At 64.7% G+C, this 20,180-nt stretch carries 16 protein-coding genes; 1 reads left to right on the top strand and 15 read right to left on the bottom strand.

All coding sequences use genetic code 11. From position 1 onward, the window contains the following. On the top strand, positions 1-187 hold a 187-nt coding region (locus ACK543_RS12960), incomplete at its 5' end, for a vitamin B12 dependent-methionine synthase activation domain-containing protein (protein WP_409943254.1). Positions 188-279: 92 nt separating this feature from the next. Here the strand turns inward: ACK543_RS12960 and ACK543_RS12955 are convergent. From ACK543_RS12955 to ACK543_RS12885, 15 genes are all read right to left on the bottom strand, one after another. Then, positions 280-861: a shikimate kinase gene (locus ACK543_RS12955; protein WP_409943253.1), complete on the bottom strand. Its 582-nt coding sequence runs from the start codon at positions 859-861 to the stop codon at positions 280-282. 307 nt (positions 862-1,168) lie between these two features. Continuing rightward, on the bottom strand, positions 1,169-1,591 hold the full coding sequence (locus ACK543_RS12950; RefSeq protein ID WP_409943252.1) for a VOC family protein: 423 nt from the start codon (positions 1,589-1,591) through the stop codon (positions 1,169-1,171). Between the two features lie 349 nt (positions 1,592-1,940). Then, complete coding sequence (locus ACK543_RS12945) at positions 1,941-2,327, bottom strand: VOC family protein (RefSeq protein ID WP_409943251.1); 387 nt, start codon at positions 2,325-2,327, stop codon at positions 1,941-1,943. A gap of 260 nt (positions 2,328-2,587) precedes the next feature. After that, a complete protein-coding gene (locus tag ACK543_RS12940) occupies positions 2,588-3,079 on the bottom strand; it encodes a L,D-transpeptidase family protein (RefSeq protein ID WP_409943250.1) in 492 nt (163 codons plus the stop codon). Positions 3,080-3,101: 22 nt separating this feature from the next. Further along, a complete protein-coding gene (locus ACK543_RS12935) occupies positions 3,102-4,802 on the bottom strand; it encodes an NAD(P)-binding protein (RefSeq protein WP_409943249.1) in 1,701 nt (566 codons plus the stop codon). Positions 4,803-6,005: 1,203 nt separating this feature from the next. Then, positions 6,006-7,643, bottom strand: coding sequence for a polyamine aminopropyltransferase (locus ACK543_RS12930; protein WP_409943248.1), 1,638 nt, complete (start codon positions 7,641-7,643; stop codon positions 6,006-6,008). Further along, positions 7,640-10,378, bottom strand: coding sequence for a DEAD/DEAH box helicase (locus ACK543_RS12925; protein WP_409943247.1), 2,739 nt, complete (start codon positions 10,376-10,378; stop codon positions 7,640-7,642). The genes ACK543_RS12930 and ACK543_RS12925 overlap by 4 nt, the downstream gene beginning before the upstream one ends. A 167-nt stretch (positions 10,379-10,545) precedes the next feature. Further along, positions 10,546-12,234: an ATP-binding protein gene (locus tag ACK543_RS12920; protein ID WP_409943246.1), complete on the bottom strand. Its 1,689-nt coding sequence runs from the start codon at positions 12,232-12,234 to the stop codon at positions 10,546-10,548. Positions 12,235-12,237: 3 nt separating this feature from the next. Further along, positions 12,238-14,133, bottom strand: coding sequence for a site-specific DNA-methyltransferase (locus ACK543_RS12915; protein WP_409943245.1), 1,896 nt, complete (start codon positions 14,131-14,133; stop codon positions 12,238-12,240). Positions 14,134-14,170: 37 nt separating this feature from the next. After that, complete coding sequence (locus tag ACK543_RS12910; RefSeq protein ID WP_409943244.1) at positions 14,171-15,352, bottom strand: Fic family protein; 1,182 nt, start codon at positions 15,350-15,352, stop codon at positions 14,171-14,173. Between the two features lie 136 nt (positions 15,353-15,488). Beyond that, the gene (locus tag ACK543_RS12905; RefSeq protein ID WP_291517586.1) at positions 15,489-15,710 is read right to left on the bottom strand and encodes a DUF350 domain-containing protein; all 222 of its coding nucleotides are present in this window, start codon (positions 15,708-15,710) and stop codon (positions 15,489-15,491) included. A 34-nt stretch (positions 15,711-15,744) separates the two neighbouring features. Then, positions 15,745-17,256, bottom strand: coding sequence for a DUF4178 domain-containing protein (locus tag ACK543_RS12900; protein ID WP_409943243.1), 1,512 nt, complete (start codon positions 17,254-17,256; stop codon positions 15,745-15,747). A gap of 101 nt (positions 17,257-17,357) precedes the next feature. Then, on the bottom strand, positions 17,358-18,413 hold the full coding sequence (locus ACK543_RS12895) for an SPFH domain-containing protein (protein WP_409943242.1): 1,056 nt from the start codon (positions 18,411-18,413) through the stop codon (positions 17,358-17,360). A gap of 435 nt (positions 18,414-18,848) precedes the next feature. Beyond that, positions 18,849-19,157 carry a flagellar basal body protein gene (locus tag ACK543_RS12890; protein ID WP_409943241.1) on the bottom strand — a complete coding sequence of 103 codons (309 nt, stop codon included), beginning with the start codon at positions 19,155-19,157 and terminating at the stop codon, positions 18,849-18,851. A 71-nt stretch (positions 19,158-19,228) separates the two neighbouring features. Continuing rightward, positions 19,229-20,137, bottom strand: a complete 909-nt coding sequence (locus tag ACK543_RS12885) for a LysR family transcriptional regulator (RefSeq protein ID WP_409943257.1) — start codon at positions 20,135-20,137, stop codon at positions 19,229-19,231. Positions 20,138-20,180: the final 43 nt, after the last annotated feature.

Genomic DNA, 20,180 nt, shown 5'->3' with positions numbered 1-20,180 from the left:
CGGCATGGGCCTGACCGAAAGCCTGGCCATGACGCCCGCAGCCAGCGTGAGTGGCTTTTACATCGGCCACCCGCAGGCGGTGTATTTCAACGTCGGCAAGATCGGCGAAGACCAGCTGCACGACCTGGCAAAGCGCCGGGCGATGGACGAGCAGGAGCTCAGCCGCTTGCTGGCACCTAACTTATGACGCTATCAATGTGATAGCTGTTAGCGCGTGATGGGCAAGCGCAACCAGGGTTGTTGATGGTGTTTTTGCGGCTGGGCGCTGAACGTGTGCGCTCAACCGGGTGGTGTGGCCGCGGCCTGCGCGCCCGCCGTGATGCCATCGCCACCGCCGGAAGCCGCCATCTCCAGCTGCATCATGATCATGTGGACCAGCGTGCTCACCGAGGGGCGCCCGGTCTCGATCACGTAGTGCGCCGTCTCGCGGTACAGCGGGTCGCGTGCGGCATACAGCTCGCGCAGCTTTTCCATGGGGTTGCTCACCTGCAGCAACGGACGGTTGCGGTCGCGGCGCACGCGCTTGTAGATCTCTTCGGGTGACGCACTGAGGTACAGCACGTTGCCAAAGCGGCGAAGCACCTCGCGGTTTTCGGGCCGCAGCACTGCGCCCCCACCCGTGGAGAGCACCATGCCACCCGGCTGCTGGGCCACATCGGCCAGCAGTTGCGCTTCGATATCCCGAAAACGGGCCTCCCCTTCAGTCTCAAAAAACCGCCGGATGCTGGTGCCCAGGTGACGCTCCAGTTCGTGGTCCAGGTCCACGAAGGAGACGCCCAACCGGTGCGCGAGCTGTCGCCCGACGGTCGATTTGCCGGATCCTGGCATGCCGACCAGGGCACAGCGAAGATGCTGCTGCATAGTTGTCCTGCGTTATTGCTGCGCGGGCGCGTGTGCTGCCCGCAGATTGCTGGATGAAAAGTCGCGTCTTTGTAGCGACCGGGCAGCCGAAACACACCACCGCCAGCCGCCCAATCTTCCCACCTTTTGTCATGTCTGATCCGCCTGGGTAACCGTCTTCCAAGCCTTTCGGAACGCTGTTGCGCTAGCTAGTGCGCCCCTGACCTCGGCCTTTGCAGCAGCCCAAAGCAGGCCGACGTTCTTCATCTCATTGGGCACTCGAGTTCTGCCATCGGACAACACTGTTTGAAAAGACCATGAGAGCGCCTCATTTATCGGTTGTTGCAAGCGGGGCGGCCGTTTCGATGCCTGCCTCGTACAGTTCGAGGGGCAGGCCATCCGGGTCTGCAAAAAATACAAACCGCTTGTTGGTGTACTCGTCGATTCGTACATCTTCGACGCGCACTCCGCGCTGCTCGAGTAGTGTTTTAGCCGCGACGACGTCTTGGACCTCAAATGCCAAGTGGCGCAGACCGCGTGCTTCTGGATAGGACGGCCTGGCTGGTGCATTTGGAAAAGAGAACAGTTCGATCTGCTCTCCCCCTGCAAGCGCCAGGTCAAGCTTGAAGGATTGGCGACTTGGCCTGTAGTGCTCGGCCAGCACCTTCAAGCCAAGCACTTCGACATAGAAGTGCTTCGAGACGTTGTAATCTGAACAGATGATCGCTGCGTGGTGAATTCGGCGAAGCACGGTTGTAGCCTTTGACATCCCGTCGGATCAGTTCGGCAGCTGGCTAAGCCAGTGCAATCATGGAATGGACTTGCCAGCTTATTTGTACGAGGTTCGCACCCGGGACTTCATGGGCCTGCGTATCAGTCCAGTCTGGCCTGAAAGCCGTCACTTGCAACCAGTGGCGACGCGGTCTCGCAAATTCCATGCTGGCACGAGAAATGGACAAGCCCGTTGTAGATGCCGTTTACACCACCGCATTTGTTGCCCCCCTGGCCCCCGAGCGATCAGGGTCTTGCTGTTGTCGGGCAGTCCACAAACGACGAGTACAGGCTGGCCAGATGCGAACGTGAGAGTGCGAGAGAAGAAGTCACTGGGGGGCATGACATACGGCTTCTATGTTGTGCCCATCTGGATCAAGGACAAAGGCCCCGTAGTAGTTCGGATGGTAATGGGATCTAAGGCCTGGCTTGCCGTTGCAAGTAGCCCCTGCTGCAATTGCTTCGGAATAAAAAGAGTCGACTTTTTCCCTGGAATCGACCCTGAACGCTACGTGGATTGCTGGCCTGTTGGGCTGGCCAGCACTAATCCAGAAGTCTGGTTTTCCGTTTTCGCCGAATCCTGCTACGTCCGTATGCCCCGTAACGCTTGCAGGGATATCAGCCACAAGGTGGTACCCGATTGGCTGCAGGGCTAAACGGTAAAATTTTTTGCTTAACGCGAAATTACTAACGATGACACCTGTGTGGTCGATCATGCGCGCTCCATGTTGTGGTGATGCAGGCTTAACTGGACGTAGAACTTCGCTTGTCGCCCTTACGGTGCGCGTTATATCAAGAAAGCTACTCAACGCTCGCTCGTCTGCCATGTTCCTATCCATTTAGCCGGAACCAAACAGACCCCTGAGCCCACCTTACCCTTCCTGCTGCCCAATCCACGCTCTTGCTGGACCCAATGCGAGAGCGCATCCGGCAAAGTTACATAGCCTGCGCACCAGGCAAGCCAAGGTGCCGTATGTCAAGCCCCGATCTGCACCCGGGTGCCCACGCTCACCGCATCAAACAACGCCACCACGTCCGCATTGCGCATGCGCACGCAGCCATGCGACAGCGGCACGCCTATGGCGCAATCGTCGGGGCAGCCGTGGATGTAGATGTAGCGGCGCAGCGTGTCTACTGCACCGCCGCGGTTGATGCCTGGCTCACAGCCGGTCAGCCACAGGATTCGGCTCAGAATCCAGTCGCGGCCCGGGTGGGTGGTGGCTAATTCTGGCGAATACATCTCGCCCGTGGGGCGGCGGCCCACCAGCACCGTGCCGGGCGGGCAGCCTGCGCCGACCTTGGCGCGCACGCGGTGCAGGCCGCGCGGGGTGCAGCCGCTGCCGTGGGTTTCGCCGGGGCCGTTGAGGGCGGTCGAGATGGGGTAGCGGGCCAGCAGGGTTTCTCCGGCCTCCCCATCCAGCACCAGCAACTCCTGCCGGGGGATGTCGATATGGATCGCTACCGTCATGGTGGTCAGCCCCGGCCCTGGACTACACCACCGCCAGCCCCGCACCGTGGCCGCGGGTGAAGGCTTCTTCAAACACCGAGTAGCCTGACCAGTCGCTGTGCGCAAAGGCCAGCCGCGCGGTGGCGGGGGTGGGTATGGGGGTGGCGCGCTCTCCGTTGGATCGCACTTTGCGCCCGCTGTGCAGGCCCTCCAGGCCGATTTGGCTGAGAAACGCTTGCGCTCCGACGACCGGGATGGCCATGGCGTGGCCGTAGCGGGTGATTTCGATGCGGGTGATGCGATCGCGCAGGTCGGGGTGGGGCACGGCCAGGGCGGCCAGGGCGGATTCGGCCCAGTGCTGCCAGGGCTGGGTGGCCAATTGCTGGCGGCCATCCTGCACATCGCCCAGGGCCTGGTAGTAGCTCAGCACCGTGGGCCCGGCCAGGGTGGCGCGCACGTCCAGCCGCTGGTGGCCTGCGTCCACGTAGCCCAGGCCGCCTGCGGTGGGGTCGGCGTAGAGCACGTTGTCCCAGGCGGGGGCGGCACCAGGGCGGTCGGTCAGCGGGGCATGGATGTGCATGTTGGCCACCAGCCAGGGGGCGGTCTGCACGCGGCTTGCGGCGGCGGTCAGGAAGGCGGGCGGGCTTTGCACCACGCGGGCGGCCACCCCCACCGGCAGGGCCACGATGCAGCGCGGGGCCTGCCAGCGCTCCACGTTGCCGCTGGCGTGGTTGAGCGCGTCCACCTCAACGCCATGGCGGCCTTCGGTGATGCGCAGCACGCTGGTGCCGGTGCGTAGCTGCCCGGCGGCGCGCAGCGGGGCGGCCAGTTGGGCGGTGATCCAGCCGTTACCTTCAGGCCAGGTGAGCACGCTTTCGCGGGCTTCGTCCACCGCATCGCCGGGCGCATGAAAACCGTGGCGGCTGGCAAAGTAGTGGATGCCAGCCCAGGCCGACACGCGTTGGGTGCCTGCGCCATAGTCGTCGCGGCAGCAGTAGTCCAGGTACCAGCGCAGGTGCGCATCATGCAGGCCTTGCTGTGCCAGCCATTGTGCAAAAGTAATAGCATCAAGTGCTTGCTGGGATGGCGTAAGCGGCTGTTTTGAACCCCATAATTTGAGGGTGGGCATGGCAAAGCGTGCCGCGCGGCTTTGGGCATCCACGGCCTGTGCAAAGCGGCGGTATTGGGCCAGCGTGGCATCGCCCACGCCATGCACGGGCAGCAGGCCCTCGTGCCATTCGCCCTGAAAAAACAGGCGCTCCTGCGGGCTGTGGCACAGGTGGCGTCCGTCCTCGCCGCCGTACTGCCAGCGTCCGGCCACGCGCTGGCGCAGGCCCAGCTCTTCCAGCAAATCCTGCACCTCGCGGGCGTCGTCGCCGGGTACGGGCAGGTAGTGCGCGCCCAGCGGGCACGGCAGGCCGCCCACCGCGCCGCCACGGCTGTTGCCCCCGGCGGTGTCTTCCAGCTCCAGCAGGGCAAAGTCGCTCACCCCCGCCAGCCGCAGCGACCGCGCTGCCGCCAGCCCGGCCACCCCGCCCCCGGCGATGACCACCTGCGCGCGGCGCACCTCGGCGGGCGCGGGGAGGGTGCCGCTTTGGAGCATGTCGCGCAGCGCGTGGCCGCGCTCGATGTTGACGCCGGTGAAGCCGCCTTGCAGTGCTCGCGGCGCGTCGTCGCACCCTGGCAGCAGCACAGCAGTAGCTGCCGAGGCGGTAGCAGTGGCGAGGAAGTGGCGGCGCTGCATGTGTCGATGCCGATCGTCAGGACCCGCGCTCCATCATCCCAACACCCGTTCGGGCTGAGCCTGTCGAAGCCGGGAGCCGCGCTTCGACAAGCTCAGCGTGAACGGACGGGGGGTGTACCGCGCCGCAACAAAACTCGGCGCGAACGGTGTCGGGGATCTGCGAGCCGCCTGACATGCGGCTGCGTGCTGCGCAGGCTCGTCGATACCGCACGCTGCGATGCCAGCGCGCCCGTGGAACTGGCTTTGCCAGGCCACCGTGCAAGGGCCGCCCCACCGCACGGGTGGCGTCTGCCCTCCCGGCGGAGCCGAGAGAGGCGGGAATCCCAACACCCGTTCGGGCTGAGCCTGTCGAAGCCGGGCGCAGCGCTTCGACAAGCTCAGCGTGAACGGACGTGGGGTGTACCGCGCCGCAACAAAACTCGGCGCGAACGGTGTTGGGGATCTGCGAGCCGCCTGACATGCGGCTGCGTGCCGCGCAGGCTCGTCGATACCGCACGCTGCGATGCCAGCGCACCCGTGGAACTGGCTTTGCCAGGCCACCGTGCAAGGGCCGCCCCGCCGCACGGGTGGCGTCTGCCCTCCCGGCGGAGCCGAGAGCGGCGGGAACCCCAACACCCGTTCGGGCTGAGCCTGTCGAAGCCGGGCGCAGCGCTTCGACAAGCTCAGCGTGAACGGACGGGGGGTGTACCGCGCGGCAACGAAACTCGGCGCGAACGGTGTTGGGGATCTGCGAGCCGCCTGACATGCGGCTGCGTGCCGCGCAGGCTCGTCGATACCGGCACGCTGCGATGCCAGCGCACCCGTGGAACGGGCTTTGCCAGGCCACCGTGCGAGGGCCGCCCCGCCGCACGGGTGGCGTCTGCCCTCCCGGCGGAGCCGAGAGAGGCGGGAATCCCAACACCCGTTCGGGCTGAGCCTGTCGAAGCCGGGCGCAGCGCTTCGACAGGCTCAGCGTGAACGGATGGGGGTGTGCACCCCGCCGCAAAAACCCAGCGTGAACGGTGTTGGATCCGCGAGCCGCCTGACTTGCGGCTGCGTGCTGCACAGGCGCGTCGATACCGGCACGCTGCGATGCCAGCGCACCCGTGGAACTGGCTTTGCCAGGCCACCGTGCAAGGGCCGCCCCACCGCACGGGTGGCGTCTGCCCTCCCGGCGGAGCCGAGAGAGGGGGGAAGGCGTGCAGCGACTCAGGCGGGTGTTCACTAGTGTTTTCCCCACTCGCGTTCGTAGGTATGCACCAGCGCCTGGTTCGACAGCCGGTTCACATCGGCGGGCACCCGCGCCATGTCGCGGGGAAAGTCGAACAGCAGCGGCAGCGTGTCGGGCGTCAGAAACCGCAGTCCGTCGGGCAGCGCATCGGGCAGACGCCAGGGCCGGTGGCTGGCGATGATGAAGCCCCACTCGCCAAAGCTGGGCACATGGGCGTGGTAGGGCGCTGTGGACAGGCCCACCGACTCGATGGTTTCGGCCACCGTCCAGTAGCTCTTGCGCGCCACCAGGGGTGATGTGGTCTGCACCACCGCGTAGCCACTGGCCGCCAGGCGGCGGTCGAGCAAGGCATAAAAGCTGTTGGTGTAGAGCTTGCCGATGGAGAAGTTGGTGGGGTCTGGAAAATCGACCACGATCACGTCAAAAACATCGGCTGCCCCCACGCTGCCCGGGGCGCGGGGTTCGCTGCCCCCAGGGGGGGCCTTCGCGCCTTCGGGCGGCCGGGCGGCGCTCACTGGCGCCTGCTGCAGCCAGCCAAACGCGTCGGTGTTGACGATTTTCACCTTGGGGTTTTGCAGCGCGTGGCCGTTGAGCGCGGCCAGGGTGGGGTGCTCGCTGAAGATGCGGGTCATGGCCGGGTCCAGCTCCACCAGCGTGACCGATTCGACCGAGGGGTACCTCAGGATCTCGCGCACGGCCATGCCGTCGCCGCCGCCCAGCACCGCCACGCGTTTGGGCGCGCCGTGTGCGGCCATGGCGGGGTGCACCAGGGCCTCGTGGTAGCGGTACTCGTCGCTCTGGGCAAACTGCAGGTTGCCATTGAGGTACAGCCGGTGCCCGGCCCGCCCCTGCGTGACCACGATGCGCTGGTAGGGCGAAGTGGTGGTGAAGATGATGCGGTCCTGATAGAACTTGTCTTCGGCCAGGGTGGTGATGTGGTCGGCCCCGGCCAGCGCGCCCAGCAGGGTGCCCAGCACCATCACGCACGCCACCACATGCGCCTTCAGCCGCCGCAGCTCATGCCGAAACAGCCACACCGCCCACAGCGCCACGGCGGCATTGAGCACGCCAAACACCAGCCCCGTGCGGATGAGCCCCAGGTGCGGCACCAGCAGCAGCGGAAACGCCAGCGACACCGCCAGCGCGCCCAGGTAGTCGAACGTGAGCACTTGCGACACCAGATCCCGCAGCGCCACGTTGCGCTTCAGGATGCGCATCACTAGCGGTATCTCCAGCCCCGCCAGCATGCCCACTACAAACACCATGCCGTACAGCAGCAGACGGAAAGCCCCGGGCGCATATGCGTTGGCCAGAAACAGCGTGGCCGGCAACAGCCCGCCCACCAGCGCCACCATCAGCTCCACGCGCAAAAAGTGCGCGGGCAACTGCCGCTCAAAGTAACGCGACAGCCACGAGCCCACGCCCATGGCAAACAGATAGGTGCCGATGATGGTGGAAAACTGCAGCACCGAATCGCCCAGCACATACGACGCCAGCGCGCCTGCCGCCAGCTCGTACAGCAGCCCGCATGCGGCCACCACGAAGACGCTGAAGAGCAGGGCGATTTCGATGGGGCGGGGGCCGGGGGACGGGCCTTGCGCCTGCGGCAGATCAGGCTGCGGATGCGTCATGCCAGCACCGCGTCCAGTTGCTGCGCCAGCGTTCTGCCATCGTGCTGCTTGGTCAGCCAGCCAAACACCGCTCGACCGCCGCTGGTGCGCCCCCACAGCGCACCGACCTGGCTCTTCTCAATCTCATACGGGTCGTTGAGCAGATGGGCGCCTTTGTACTCCAGCAAGGCCACGCGGCCATCCACCAGCTCGGCCACAAAGTCGGCGTAAAACCGCCCGCGCGATGTGGGCAGACCAAAGCCGCAGGGGGCGGTGTCCAGGTTGCGCACCCAGTGCTTGACCTGCGGGTGCGCGTCGATCAGCTTTGCGAACAAAAACTCCTCCCCGCCGTCCTTCAAATCGGCCAGCACCGGAAAGTAGTGCTTGCCGAACTGGTAGCGCCCCGCATAGCGCGACAGCACGGGCGCAGGGTAGCGCCCAGGTTCAAACACATGCGGGTGCAACCAGTCGGGCTCCACCAGCCAGGCGCCCTGGCTGCCCGCCTGCAGCACCAGTTGCCGAAACTGCTGCTTGGCAGCGGCATCGCGCAGGTCGCCAAAGTGGGTGGTGATGCTTTGCGCCAGCTGAAACCGCGCCTGCGCCAGCAGGACCAGCGGCACGCCGCAGCGGTGCAGCTGGTCGTTCACCACCGCTGCCAAGTAAGCCCGGCGCTGGCTTTGTGTCAGCTCGTGCAGTTGCTTGAAGAGTGACTGGTCCAGCCAGCGCACGAGGTCGTCGGCGCTGATGGAGCTGCTGCCGTAGTCCATGGCCATCTGGTCCACGTCGGTGCGGCGCAGCGTGACGCGGGCATCGGCGTTCAGGCTGATCTCGAACACGTCCGACTCTTGCGCCACATGAAAACCGGGCAGTTGCACGGCCTGCGGGCTCAGCAAGTCCAGCTCCACCGCTTCGAGCACGGCCTCGCGCTCCAGCGGCCACAGCGGGGCCTGGGCGTCTTCGCGGTAGGCCAGCGTGGGCAGCGGCGCAAACGGCACGCCGCGTGATGCGGGCGACAGCTGAGCAGCCACCAGCGCGTTGTGCTGGGCCACCTGCTCGCGCAACTGTTCCTGCTTCTTCGGGCCGCGCACTTGGGCCAGCATTAGCGCCTCGGTGTCTTGCCCAATGTGCCCGGCTACCACCACCTGCGGTGCCCCGGCAATGGTTTTGACCTGCACACCAGGCAGGGCCAGCAGCTCGGGCGTGGCCTGCAGCGCTTCAAAATTTGTAGCTATTGGCGCTTGCTGCATAAGCGCTGGTGGCTGATTTGACCCCAATTCATTGCCGCCAAACAGTGGCAGCGTGGCGGGCTGGGCAATCATCGACGCCACATCCAGCGCCTCAAAACCCATGTGGTGGATCAGCCGGTCGGCCAGCGCGTGGGCTGCGGCAGAAAACTCTGCCGCGCACACATGGGCATAGGCCCGGTTCAGCGCCTCGCGCCCGCGCCGCTTGGCATGCGGCATGCGCAGGACGCGGCCCAGCAGCTGCTCTACCGCCGTGGCGCTGGTCAGCTTTTGCAGGCTGCACAGCACGTAGGCAAAAGGGCAGTCCCAACCCTCGCGCAGTGCCTGCACGGTGATGATGAAGCGCACCGGGCAGTTGCGATCGCCCAAATCCACGTCATCCAACTCGAAGGTCTTTCCCGTTGCCACCGCCACCTGATTTTTGGGCAGCTTAAGTTCTTTCTCCAAATAGCTGCGCAGCGCCTCGGGCGGCATTTCGTCCCCCTCGTTGTGCGCCTGGAACAGCACGATGGGCCGCACATAGCCGTGGCCTGCCGCCTCGTCCTTCAGTGCCTCGGCTTCGAGCTTGCGCTGCGTCTGCACTGCGCCAAACACGGCGGCGGGCCAGCCCTCGGGGTGCTCGGCCAGCACGATGGGCAGCTTGATCATGTTCTCGGCCGCCAGCTCCTGCGCACTGACGTGATACAGCACATTGGTGCGCGCCTCGATGGGCGTGGCCGTCAGCTCCAGAATGCACGAGGGGTTCAGCCGCTGCAGCGCCGTAAAGCTCTTGTCCGTCTTGGTGTTGTGCGCCTCGTCCACGATGACGATGGGGCGGTGCAGCGCCAGCCAGTTGGCCAGGCTCCAGCGCGGCTGGCCCACAAACCCGGCCAGGATGCCGGTGCTGTCTTGCGCCACGTCCTCGGGCGTGACCACCGCATCGGGCAGCGCGTGCAGGCAGGCCAGGTCACGCCCGCCCTCGGCGCCCTTGCCCTGGGCCAGCGCGTATTTAAAGTGCGGCTCAAACGCCTCGGTAAAGCTGTACACATTGCGCTGCCCCGCGTCGTCAATGCGAAAGCTCTGGATGGTAGCCACCACAACCACCACCGCCTGCCGCCCCCACTGCGGCGCGGGCACCTGGGCCACGTCGTCCAGCGAACACACGCGCAGGCCCAGGCCATACACCGCCTCCAGCGCCTCGCGGTAGGGGTGACCGCTGGTTTGCAGCGCGCGCAAAGTCTGGGTGCGAATGGTGTCGCTGGGCACCAGCCACACGGCCACGGGCGCATCGGTGCCGCGCCACTGTGCCGCCAGCAGCGGCACCGCGTGCGCGGCCAGCACCGTCTTGCCCCCACCGGTAGGAATGCGCAGGCACACACAGGGCACATCGGGGCCAAAGGCGTCGGCGTTGTAGGCGCGGCCCGCGTGCTGGGCAAAGGCAGCAGCCGGGCCCTGGATGCGCGCAGCGCGGGCATAGGTGGCCAGGGCGTCCAGGGCAGACTGCTGGTAGGACTTGAGGGTGAGGGTGGTCATGTGGGTCAAGAAGGGCGCGCGGGTAATGTTCGGGATAAATTTTGCGGTGCTATCCGAAGTAAGTTATTGATTTTTATGGCTTAAATTTTCTTCTTCGGTTGATCTTTCGGATAAATGCGGATAATTTTTGCCCCACTATCCGAAGGCAAGTGTTTTCTATCGGCTGTCTATCGAACTTCCCAGCGCGCATTTTTCCCTGTGCCAACAACGCCAATCCTGACCCCCTCCAAACCGGTGGAGCGCAGGGCTGCCAGCAGGTTTTTGATCTTCACCACCTTTTGCTGGGGCGACAGCGAATCGGGCAGCTTGTCGAGCAACAGTGCACGCAACTCTGCCGCAGAGGCCGATTGGAATTTCTGGATGTGCTGCAGGATCAGCGTCTTGTAGTAGTGGTCGGTCAGCCCCTTGTTGCGCGTGTATTGCGTGCGGGTGTTGGTCGCATCGGCTACGTGGGCAGAGACAAAAAAGTTGGGTTTGCGCCCCTCAATCAGCTTGGCACGACGCAGCGTAGCGGCCTGGTCATCGGCAATGCGGTGTTTTTTCTGCACCCGGTCCAGCCAGATAACTTGTTCCAGCGGCAGGTCGGAACGCTCCATGAGCAACTGGCTGTAGTTCTTGTCGATAGTCTGGCCGTAGATGGTGAACACGGTCTGGTTGGCGCTGCTGCCTTCGTAGTCAGGCAGGGGCAGATAGCGCTTGCGCTGGGCAGCCACCATGTCACGAATGCCGAATCCCCCCCGATCGATCATCCCGATCAAACGCATGGCTTCCACAAGCCGGGGGTTGCGATATTTCTCTGGCGTGCGCCGACCGTCAAAATAGTCTTCCGGGCGGCCGTCCACAAACCCGCCCGGATTGGTCAGGCGCAAATAGCCCTGCCACTCCTCCGCCACCACACGGCCAGCCTGCTCATAGTCCTGGTGGGCAATGCAGTTGTGCAGCCCCTCCAACACCACCTGGGCGTCGTAGCGGGGCAACTCCACCGCAAGCAATTCGGTTTCAGGAAAAAACTTGATGTTGGGGTTGCGTATGCGCTGGCCCACTTCGGTCGTCGTGAGCACAAACGGCGGTCCAAAAGGCAGCGCAATGCGTTCTGCGGGCACCTTCCAGAGTATTTCTGCAGGCTGGGGCGACAGCCAATCCACACATTCGGCCCGGCCCAGCAACAGCAAGGCTGTGCGATTGAGCTGGCCATGCGTCGTCATCTTGGCTTTGGCCAGAAATTGCTCCACGCTCCAGTGCGCCATCTCACCCGCCCAGCGCTCGTTTTGGTGCTTCTCGGTGTATTTGGTACGGGCCTTGACAATGGCTGCCGGGTCCAGATCGGCCAACGTGGCTCCGGCCACAATCTGCGCACTCCAGTCTTGGCCGGCAATCAGCTCGGTCAGGATGGCCAGGCGCCGGTCTTCCCGCAGCGTCGTCAGACTGTCGCCATCGCGCTGCCAGGCTTGATCGTGCGCCAGCACCAGCTCGCGCGGGGCGTGGCGCGGCACATGTACCAGCCACACCAGCGCGCCCGTGTCGCTGGCGCGCAGCTCCTGCACCCGCAGCCCCATCGACGGCAGCCCCGGCGTTTTGCCCAGCACGCGGTGCACCACGTTCTCTACCGTGTAGTCCGCAAAATCCTGAATGCCCGTCACCGCCAGGGTGTGGTCTTGCACGCCGATGACGATACAGCCGCCGTCCATATTGGCCAGGGCCGACACGTAGGACACCAGATCCTCCCCCTTGCGGCCCGAGACGTTGGACTTGAGGCTGCGCCACTCCTTCCACTCATAGCGCTCGTCCTCCTTAGGAAACCGCGCACGCAGCCAGGCTTGCAGTTCACGGGCCGTCAGGGGGGTGGGCGAGGTCATCACTCAGCGCGCCTTCACGTCATACGGAATGTGCTTGAACACCACGCGGGCCTGCGCCAGCCGGGCCGCGCCCAGGCGGCAGGCTTCGCCGTAGACCACCAGCGGCGCGTCGGGGTGGGGCGTGGCGGCGTGCAACTGCAGCAGCGACTGCAGCACCGCGTGCGTGAGCACGTTGCCACCCGCCGGGCGCTTGTCGCCCAGGATGCCGTTGAACAGCAGGTAGTAGGCCGTGCGGCTGCGCAGGGTGGGGGCTGGGGGCTGGGTGGCTATGGCCGCCCCGCTCCCGTCTGCATCGCTGTCCATGCGCCCGTCCCCACCCGTTCGGGCTGAGCCTGTCGAAGCCGGGGCACCACCGACATCCCCCACCCCATCCGTTCGGGCTGAGCCTGTCGAAGCCGGGGCACGGTGGCCCACCAGCCCTTCGACAGGCTCAGGGCGAACGGGTTGTGGCAATTCGGACCCGGGCAGCGCGGGCGACTGATGGGACGCGGGTGGCACGGCTTCAGATGAAATTTCCACCTGACGCATGTCCATCAAGCGCAAGCCGCTATCAAAAACAGAGTGCATGCCCAGATACGGCGTGCCGGGCGTGCCCTGCCCCGCATCCCACGCCGTGGCCGTTTCTTGCTGCCAGATGTAGGCCGCCAGCGTGGCAAAGCGCACGCCGGGGTCAATGCTGCCGTCTGCCCCGAACACGGGCGCGCCCAGCCGCGCCAGGCGGAAGCCGCCGCCCCCCTGCCACCCCACCGCCGCGCTGATGCCGCCCTGCTCGCCATCGATCACCTTTTGCAGGCGCGGCAGGCAGTGGGTGATGGCGTGCTCGCCCATCTCGATGCCAATCCAACGGCGGCCCATCTTGTGGGCCACGGCGGCGGTGGTGCCGGAGCCGAGAAAGCTGTCGAGGACGAGGTCGCCGGGGTTGGTGGCAATGTGGAGGATGCGTTGGATCAGGCGTTCGGGTTTGGGGGTGCCGAAGCTGACATCGCCACCAAAAAGCTCGTTCGCTTCCTTTTTTGCTTCATCGGTATGCCCCACTTCTTCATGCGGCCACCAAGTCCACGGTACCAGCCCTTCTACTTCTGACAAAAATCGAATCACGCTTGGCTGTGCGTTGCCATCTTTTCCCCAGTAGATTCGCCCCGACTCGCGCAATTTAAGGTACTCGGGCTCCACTGTTGACCAACAACGCCCGGGGGGTGGGACGTGTTCCTTGCCATTTGGCGCGACGATCACATACATCTGGTTAGGCCTATAGCCTTGCGCCGTCATGGGCAACCCACGCCATCGCTTTGCCGGATCAGTTTCACCAGGGTTCTCAGGGTTTTTGTAAATCTTGGCCTGCAGTTCATCGAGGGGGATTCGATTTCGAATCTGCTTGAACTTCACAGGATTGACCGCGTAAACCAGTAAATGGTCGTGCACATCCCCGATGGATTCACGGTTTTCGCGCGAGTAACGTTTTTGCCAAACGTTGTTCGCCACAAAATTCCCCCGCCCAAACACCTCATCCATCAACACCTTGAGGTAATGCGCCTCGTTGTCGTCAATGGTCACCCAGATCGAGCCGTCGTCACTGAGCAAATCCCGCAGCAGTTCCAGCCGGGGCAGCATCATGCTGAGCCACTGGCTGTGTTCGAGCTTGTCGTCGTAGTGCTCAAACGCGCTTTGCGTGTTGTAGGGCGGGTCGATAAAGATGCACTTGATGCGGCCGCGATAGAAGGGCAGCAGGGCCTTGAGGGCCTCCAGGTTGTCGCCGTGGATGAGCAGGTTGTCGGTGTTGCTGCGTGGATTGCTGTGGCTGCTGCTGCCGTGGTGCGACACGGTGTCCAGCAGGCGGTAGGGCACCTGGTCGGCAATGGAGAAGGCGGCGGCGCGGTGGAGCCAGTCAAGGGTGGGCATGCGGGGTAATGAGAAAAGGGCTTGGCGAGCGGCGCGGCTATGCGCCCGATGGCGCGAACGCGGCTTCCACCGTTTCGCGGTGAAAGAGGTCCAGGTAAGGCTGGTAGCGGTACAGGCGGTTGCGCTCAAAGCCTGTGACCTCGCGCAGCCAGCCCCGGGCCTCTAGGTCGCGCGCCAGCTTGACGGCAGTGGGGTGGGTGCAGCCCACGATGGCGGCGATGCGGTTGGGCGAAACCATGGGCTGCTGGAACAGGCTGTCGAGCAACTTGAGGGCTTTGGGGTTCTTGATGAGTGCGGTACGGTGCGCTTCGCGCATACCCATGATGTCGTGTGCCGTGCGGGTGGCGGCCCGTGCCGTTTGGCTGACGCCACGCAAGAAGAACTTGAGCCAAGGCTCCCAATGCCCGTGCTGGCGAATGGCAGTCAGGCGGTCGTAATACTCGGCGCGGTGGGCCTTGAGGAACACCGACAGGTACAGCAGCGGTCGCGAAAGGGCTTGCTCTTCACACAGCATGAGGGTGATCAGCAGCCGGCCCACGCGGCCGTTGCCGTCGAGAAACGGGTGGATGGTTTCGAACTGCGCGTGCGCCAGTCCGCAGCGGATGAGCAGCGGCACGGTGGTCTCGCCCTGGTGCAGGAAGTTTTCCAGTGCGCCCAGGGCATTCATCAGTTCATGCGGCGGGGGCGGCACGAACGAGGCCGTGGCGAGGGTGCTGCCGGTGGCACCGATCCAGTTTTGCGAGGTGCGGAATTCACCGGGGGATTTTTCGCCCCCTCTCACGTCGTGCATGAGCTTGCCGTGGATCTCGCGCAGCAGGCGCAGCGACAGCGGCAGCTCGGTCAGCCGCGTCAGGCCATGGTTCATGGCCCGCACGTAGTTCACGACTTCCTCGACATCCTTGGGCCCGTCGTGACCAGCCGACGCATGCGCTTCAAAGGCGAGCACGTCTTCGAGCGTGCTTTGCGTGCCTTCGATCTGCGAGGAAAGTACCGCTTCGTGGCGCACATACATGGCCACGAAAAGGTCGGGGTTGGGCAACAAGGCGGCAATGGCATCCAGCCGCGCGATATCCCGGTCTGCCTGCGACAACAAGGTGCGCAACTCCCCGTCGAAGTCAATGTCGGGATGGGGCGGGAGGGGGGTCGGAACAAAGGCCTTGTATCCCGTGAGCTGTTGCAGGTAGCGGCCGGCTCGATGGGATGTGGGCGCAAAAGTCACGGTAGGTGCAATTTTTACAAGAGGCCGCCAATCTTAGCCTTATGAAAATTGAAATATCTAGTTTTTCATAAAAGCGGATCGCAACCCAGCGTATGAAAGGCAACCGTGCGGGGTGGGCGCTCGCCCTCCCGCTACGTCAATGTATTGCCGCCGCCACGATGATGCTGATGCCCAGGCACATCGCCGCCACCACCATGCCCAGGGCCTTGTTTTGCTTTTCCACAATTTCGCGCCACAGGTCGTACGGCGTGATTTTGTCGATGATGATGAAGGCAACCCAGAAGATGACGATGCCCATCAAGGCATACATCAGCGTGCCGCCGATGGACAGGGGGTGAAGCCATTCGAATTTGGTCATGCTGTTCTCCGGTGAATGGGGGGTGGGGTTGATGTCACTTGTGGCTGCCACCCGATGAATAGCCGCCGTACGAGCCGCCGGAGCTGCGGTAGCTCGACGACGAACAATTTTCAACCTGCGGGTCGCAGCGCGAGCAGCGGCTGAGCAAGACCAGCAGGACGAGGATGATGACCGCGAGCAGCACGATGGTGCCGCAGCCCATGCCCTTGGCGGCCACAAAGGGGCCGGGGTCGTCGCGCTGCAGCACGTCTTGCTTGTCCTGCAGGTTGAAGGCTTTGACCACGGCGTCGCTGGCGATCTTGTCGCCGGCCGACCAGGTGAGTTCGGTGGGGCTTTGCTCCAGCGAGAGCACGCCTTTGCTGCTGGCGAAGTCGCGGTTGCTGGTTTTCTGGCCGCGGTGCACCTGCCAGTAGAACTCGCCCAGCACGTAGGTGGTCTCGGCCGTGTAGCTGTACTTGAGCTCGTATTTGGTGCCCAGGTACGTGGCGCTGCGGCCATTGGATGACAACTGCGGCGCGCCGGTGGTGGGGCGCACCATGCTCCAGCCTTCTTCCGAATCCACCAAAAAGGCAAAGCCGCGCTTTTGGTTGTAGAGCAGGTACTCGCTCCAGCCAAAGTGCTCGTCGTCGCCGGGGGCCACGCCCATGCGGTGCTGAAAGCCCACCACCTGCCAGTGCACGCCTTGAAGCTGGCCCTTGGTGCCCAGCGGGATGATGGGGCGCACGGGCTCGTCCTGCTCGGCCGAGCGCAGTTCGGCCCCTACGCCGCTGCTCAGGTCGATGATGCTGGCGCACGAGCCGCAGGTGATGCTTTTGGTGGTGGCCAGCTGCACCTGCACGGGCGCGCCGCAGTGCGGGCAGTTGAACTGACGGCCTTTTTCTTCCTTGGCCGATTCGTCCTTGAGGCCCTGGAGCTTGAGGTCTTCCAGCAGCACGGTTTTGCCGCGCTCGACCTGCGGGGGCTGGCGGCTGTAGTCGATGCTGAGGACTTCGCCGTCGCTGCTCCTGAGCTCCACCATGTCAAAGGGGTGGCCCAGCGGTGGCAGCTTGGGAAGCTCTCCCTGCGCCGAGATCAGCGATGCCTGGCCCGTGGCGGCCACGCTGTAGGGTTTGCCGTTGATGGCGGTGGTGGCACCCAGCCGAAAGCGCGCAGCCTCGGGCAGTTCGCGGCCGGGGTCGATGGGCCGGGTGAAGACGTAGGCGCCGTTGTCTTCGCCCAGCGTGGCCATGGTGCCGTCTGGCAAGAAGGCGACCCATTCGGTCCACACGCCAGCATCGCTTTTGTATTGCAGGCGGCCGATGAGGGTGAAGGGGATGTCCTGGCCGCCCTCGTTGATGCGCCCGCTGGCCATCAGCTGCAGCGGGCTGTGGTCGTCGAACAGCTCGGCCATCTTGCCCAGGCGCGTGAGCACGTCGCCGTTGCGCACCACCGTGCTCTGGCAGTAGCCGCACACGGCGTGGGTGGACTGCGCGCTCTTGAACTCGACAGGCGCGCCGCAGCCTGGGCAGGGCGCCCGGTAGTAACGCTGGGTGGAATCGGATGCCATCAGGGGCAGCTGCCGAGCGCCGCGTCGGGCGGTTTCGGTACCTTTATGGCCTGTCGCGCTTGTCTATCGGGCGCTGGCAGCTATTATTTTGATAGTGAACGTCAGATCAGCTTCTTGAGCAGCTCGGACTTCTTGGCGTCGAACTCCTCTTGCGTGAGGATGCCCTTGGCCTTGAGATCGCCCAGCTTTTCCAGCGTGGCCATCACTTCCTCGGGCTTCACACCCAGCGGCGCTGCGGCGGCCTGTGCGGCCGCAGCCGCGGCAGGGGCCACCGGCGTTTGCAGGCCCTGGGCCAGGTTTTGCGCCAGCACCTGGCCCAGCGCCACGCCCGCGCCCAGGCCCATGGCGTCGCCCGCAATGCCGCTGCCACCGCCCGCGCTGCCCTCGGCAAACTTGGGGATGGCCTGCGCCGTCTGGTACTGCATGAACTTGGCCATGTCGTTGCCGACCATGCCCATGCCGATCTTCTGGTCCATGATCTTTTGCAGCTCTTCGGGCAGCGAGACGTTTTGCACCGTCATGCCTTCCAGCTGCAGGCCGATCTTGGCGAACGCAGGGGCAAGCTCCTTGGCCAGCGCGTCGGCAAACATCACCTGGTTGGCGGCAAGGTCGAGAAACGGCAGGCCGCTGCCCGCAATGGCGTTGCTGATGTTTTGCAGCACCAGGCCACGCAACTGGCCTTCGAGGTCGCCCACCGGGTAGCTCTCGCGGGTACCCGAGATTTCGGTGTGAAAGAGCTTGGGGTCGGCAATGCGGAAGGCATAGTTGCCAAAGGCGCGCAGCCGCACCGCGCCAAAGTCCTTGTCGCGGATGGTGATGGGCTGGGGTGTGCCCCACTTCTGGTCGATCTGCTGGCGCGTGCTGAAGAAATAAACGTCGCTCTTGAAGGGGGACTCAAACAGCTTGTCCCAGTTCTTGAGGTACGTGAGCACCGGCAGCGTCTGCGTGGTGAGCTTGTGCGTGCCGGGGCCAAACACGTCGGCCACCTGGCCTTCGTTGACGAACACGGCCATCTGCGACTCGCGCACCACCAGCGTGCCGCCGTTCTGGATTTCCATCCCGCTCATCGGGAAACGCCAGGCCAGCGTGCCATCGCCCTCCTCCGTCCACTGGATGATGTCTATGAACTGTTTCTTGATGAAGTCCATGAGGGCCATGTGTGCTCCGTTTGAGTGAAGGGAGTAAGGAAATGTGAACGACCATCATAGTAACGGGGGCTTTAGACCCTGCAACTTATATGGTTTAGCGGGCCGGGCGTCGCGATGGGCCAGCACAAAGGTCGCCAGGAGCAGGATGTTCGGGATGCGCGCACCCCACGGGGCGCTCAGGCCGGTCGGCGGTTCGCCTTGGATGCCACCGCTTGCGCCGCCTGCACGATAGCAAACCCGTTGCGCCTCAGGGAAGCTCTGCGTAACCCTCGCGAGGATGCGCTGGTGCGGATCGGGATAGGCCACAAGGCGCTTTTTGCAGCCAATAGCCTGGCTATTGGCAAGAAAAGCAACGCCGTGGACTGCCCGGGCCCGGGCCCGCGCAGACTGCAGGGAGTTATGCAGAGGTTCCTTAGCGCGGGGGCCACTGGCCACAGCCCCGGGTCAGGCTTTGACGTCCAGCAACGCGCCCATCATCTGGTCCTGGGCGCGCACGGTCTGCAGGCTGGCCTTGAACGCGTAGGTGGCGGCGATCTGCTCCACGGCTTCTTTTTCCAGCGCCACGCCCTGGGCCTCCTGTTCGCGCTGCACCGTGGCGCGCACGCCAGCGGCATCGACCGCAGCCTCCTGCGACACCACCAGGCGGCGGTAGCCGGGGGTATTGGCGTTGGCCACATTGTTGGCCGATGCGTCCAGCCGCATCTGGGCGGCCTGCATGCCGGATGCGCCGATTGAGGAGATGCTGTTGGCCATGGAGTCCTCCACGTCAGAAAAGCTGGGGGTGCAACCATTCTGTGCCCGGCGGGCGCTGGTGGCAAGGCCGCTCATCCCCCACCATGCGCTCGCGCCAGGCACTGCGCAAAGGCCAGGGCGGCCCGCGTGGGCTGGGGCGACTTGCGCAGCACGCTTACAAACTGGCAGGGGTAGAAAAACTGCGCGGGATGCACGGCTTGCATCAGGCCCTGGCGCTCAAAGCCCTCGGCATAGTGGTCGGGCAAAAAGCCCAGGTAGCAGCCCGACAGGATGAGCGTGGCAATCGATTCCTGGTCGAACCCTGTGGCCTTGCGCGGCAGGCGGGCGCTGTGGCTGAGCTCCATGTTGGGCGAGTGGTAGCCCAGCCCGGCAAACTGGTAGGCGCGCAGCGCATCCCAGGTGAGCTGGGCGCGGTCGGTGCCAAACAGCGGATGGCGCGCGCCGCAGTACAGCAGCATGGTCTCGGTGAACAGGTTGGCGTACACCAGGCTCTGCGAGCTGCGGTGCGCCGGGATGATGCCAACCTGGAAGCTGCCGTCGATCAGCCCGCGCTCGATGGCCGGGATGCTGGCCACATGCATCTGCAGGCTCACCTCGGGGGCCTGCGCGGCAAAAAGCGCAATCGCATCGCCGATATGCGCCGCCGGGTTGCTGGCCGTCTTGTCAAACACCGCCACATCCAGCCGCCCGCCCATGCGCTGGTGGATGTCGTCGATGCCGCTGCGAAAACTGTCCACCGCCGACAGCAGGCGCAGGGTTTCGTCATACACCCGCTGGCCTTCAGGCGTGAGCGCAAACCCCGCCCGCCCGCGCCGGCATAGCGTCAGGCCCAGGCGGGTTTCCAGGTCCTTCATGTGGCGGCTGACGGTGCTGGTGCCGATGTTGAGTTCCAGCTCGGCAGCCGACAAGCCGCCGCATTCGGCCACGGCTTTGAACACCTGCAGCAAGCGCAGGTCCATGTCGCTGAGCTGACCGAGCATGGCGCGGTGCTTCGGTGCGGGCGCTGCGGAGGGGGGTGGGGCC

It is taken from the genome of Acidovorax sp. (assembly GCF_046341535.1).
Taxonomy (GTDB): Bacteria; Pseudomonadota; Gammaproteobacteria; order Burkholderiales; family Burkholderiaceae_C; genus Acidovorax.
This window is presented reverse-complemented; position numbering and strand designations above follow the sequence as displayed.

Bases quoted from the DNA above. Each gene is read 5' to 3' on its own strand.
- ACK543_RS12955 (WP_409943253.1), bottom strand. From the start codon at position 861: ATGCAGCAGCATCTTCGCTGTGCCCTGGTCGGCATGCCAGGATCCGGC.
- ACK543_RS12945 (WP_409943251.1), bottom strand. From the start codon at position 2,327: ATGATCGACCACACAGGTGTCATCGTTAGTAATTTCGCGTTAAGCAAA.
- ACK543_RS12940 (WP_409943250.1), bottom strand. From the start codon at position 3,079: ATGACGGTAGCGATCCATATCGACATCCCCCGGCAGGAGTTGCTGGTG.
- ACK543_RS12935 (WP_409943249.1), bottom strand. From the start codon at position 4,802: ATGCAGCGCCGCCACTTCCTCGCCACTGCTACCGCCTCGGCAGCTACT.
- ACK543_RS12930 (WP_409943248.1), bottom strand. From the start codon at position 7,643: ATGACGCATCCGCAGCCTGATCTGCCGCAGGCGCAAGGCCCGTCCCCC.
- ACK543_RS12925 (WP_409943247.1), bottom strand. From the start codon at position 10,378: ATGACCACCCTCACCCTCAAGTCCTACCAGCAGTCTGCCCTGGACGCC.
- ACK543_RS12920 (WP_409943246.1), bottom strand. From the start codon at position 12,234: ATGACCTCGCCCACCCCCCTGACGGCCCGTGAACTGCAAGCCTGGCTG.
- ACK543_RS12915 (WP_409943245.1), bottom strand. From the start codon at position 14,133: ATGCCCACCCTTGACTGGCTCCACCGCGCCGCCGCCTTCTCCATTGCC.
- ACK543_RS12905 (WP_291517586.1), bottom strand. From the start codon at position 15,710: ATGACCAAATTCGAATGGCTTCACCCCCTGTCCATCGGCGGCACGCTG.
- ACK543_RS12900 (WP_409943243.1), bottom strand. From the start codon at position 17,256: ATGGCATCCGATTCCACCCAGCGTTACTACCGGGCGCCCTGCCCAGGC.
- ACK543_RS12895 (WP_409943242.1), bottom strand. From the start codon at position 18,413: ATGGCCCTCATGGACTTCATCAAGAAACAGTTCATAGACATCATCCAG.
- ACK543_RS12890 (WP_409943241.1), bottom strand. From the start codon at position 19,157: ATGGCCAACAGCATCTCCTCAATCGGCGCATCCGGCATGCAGGCCGCC.
- ACK543_RS12885 (WP_409943257.1), bottom strand. From the start codon at position 20,137: ATGCTCGGTCAGCTCAGCGACATGGACCTGCGCTTGCTGCAGGTGTTC.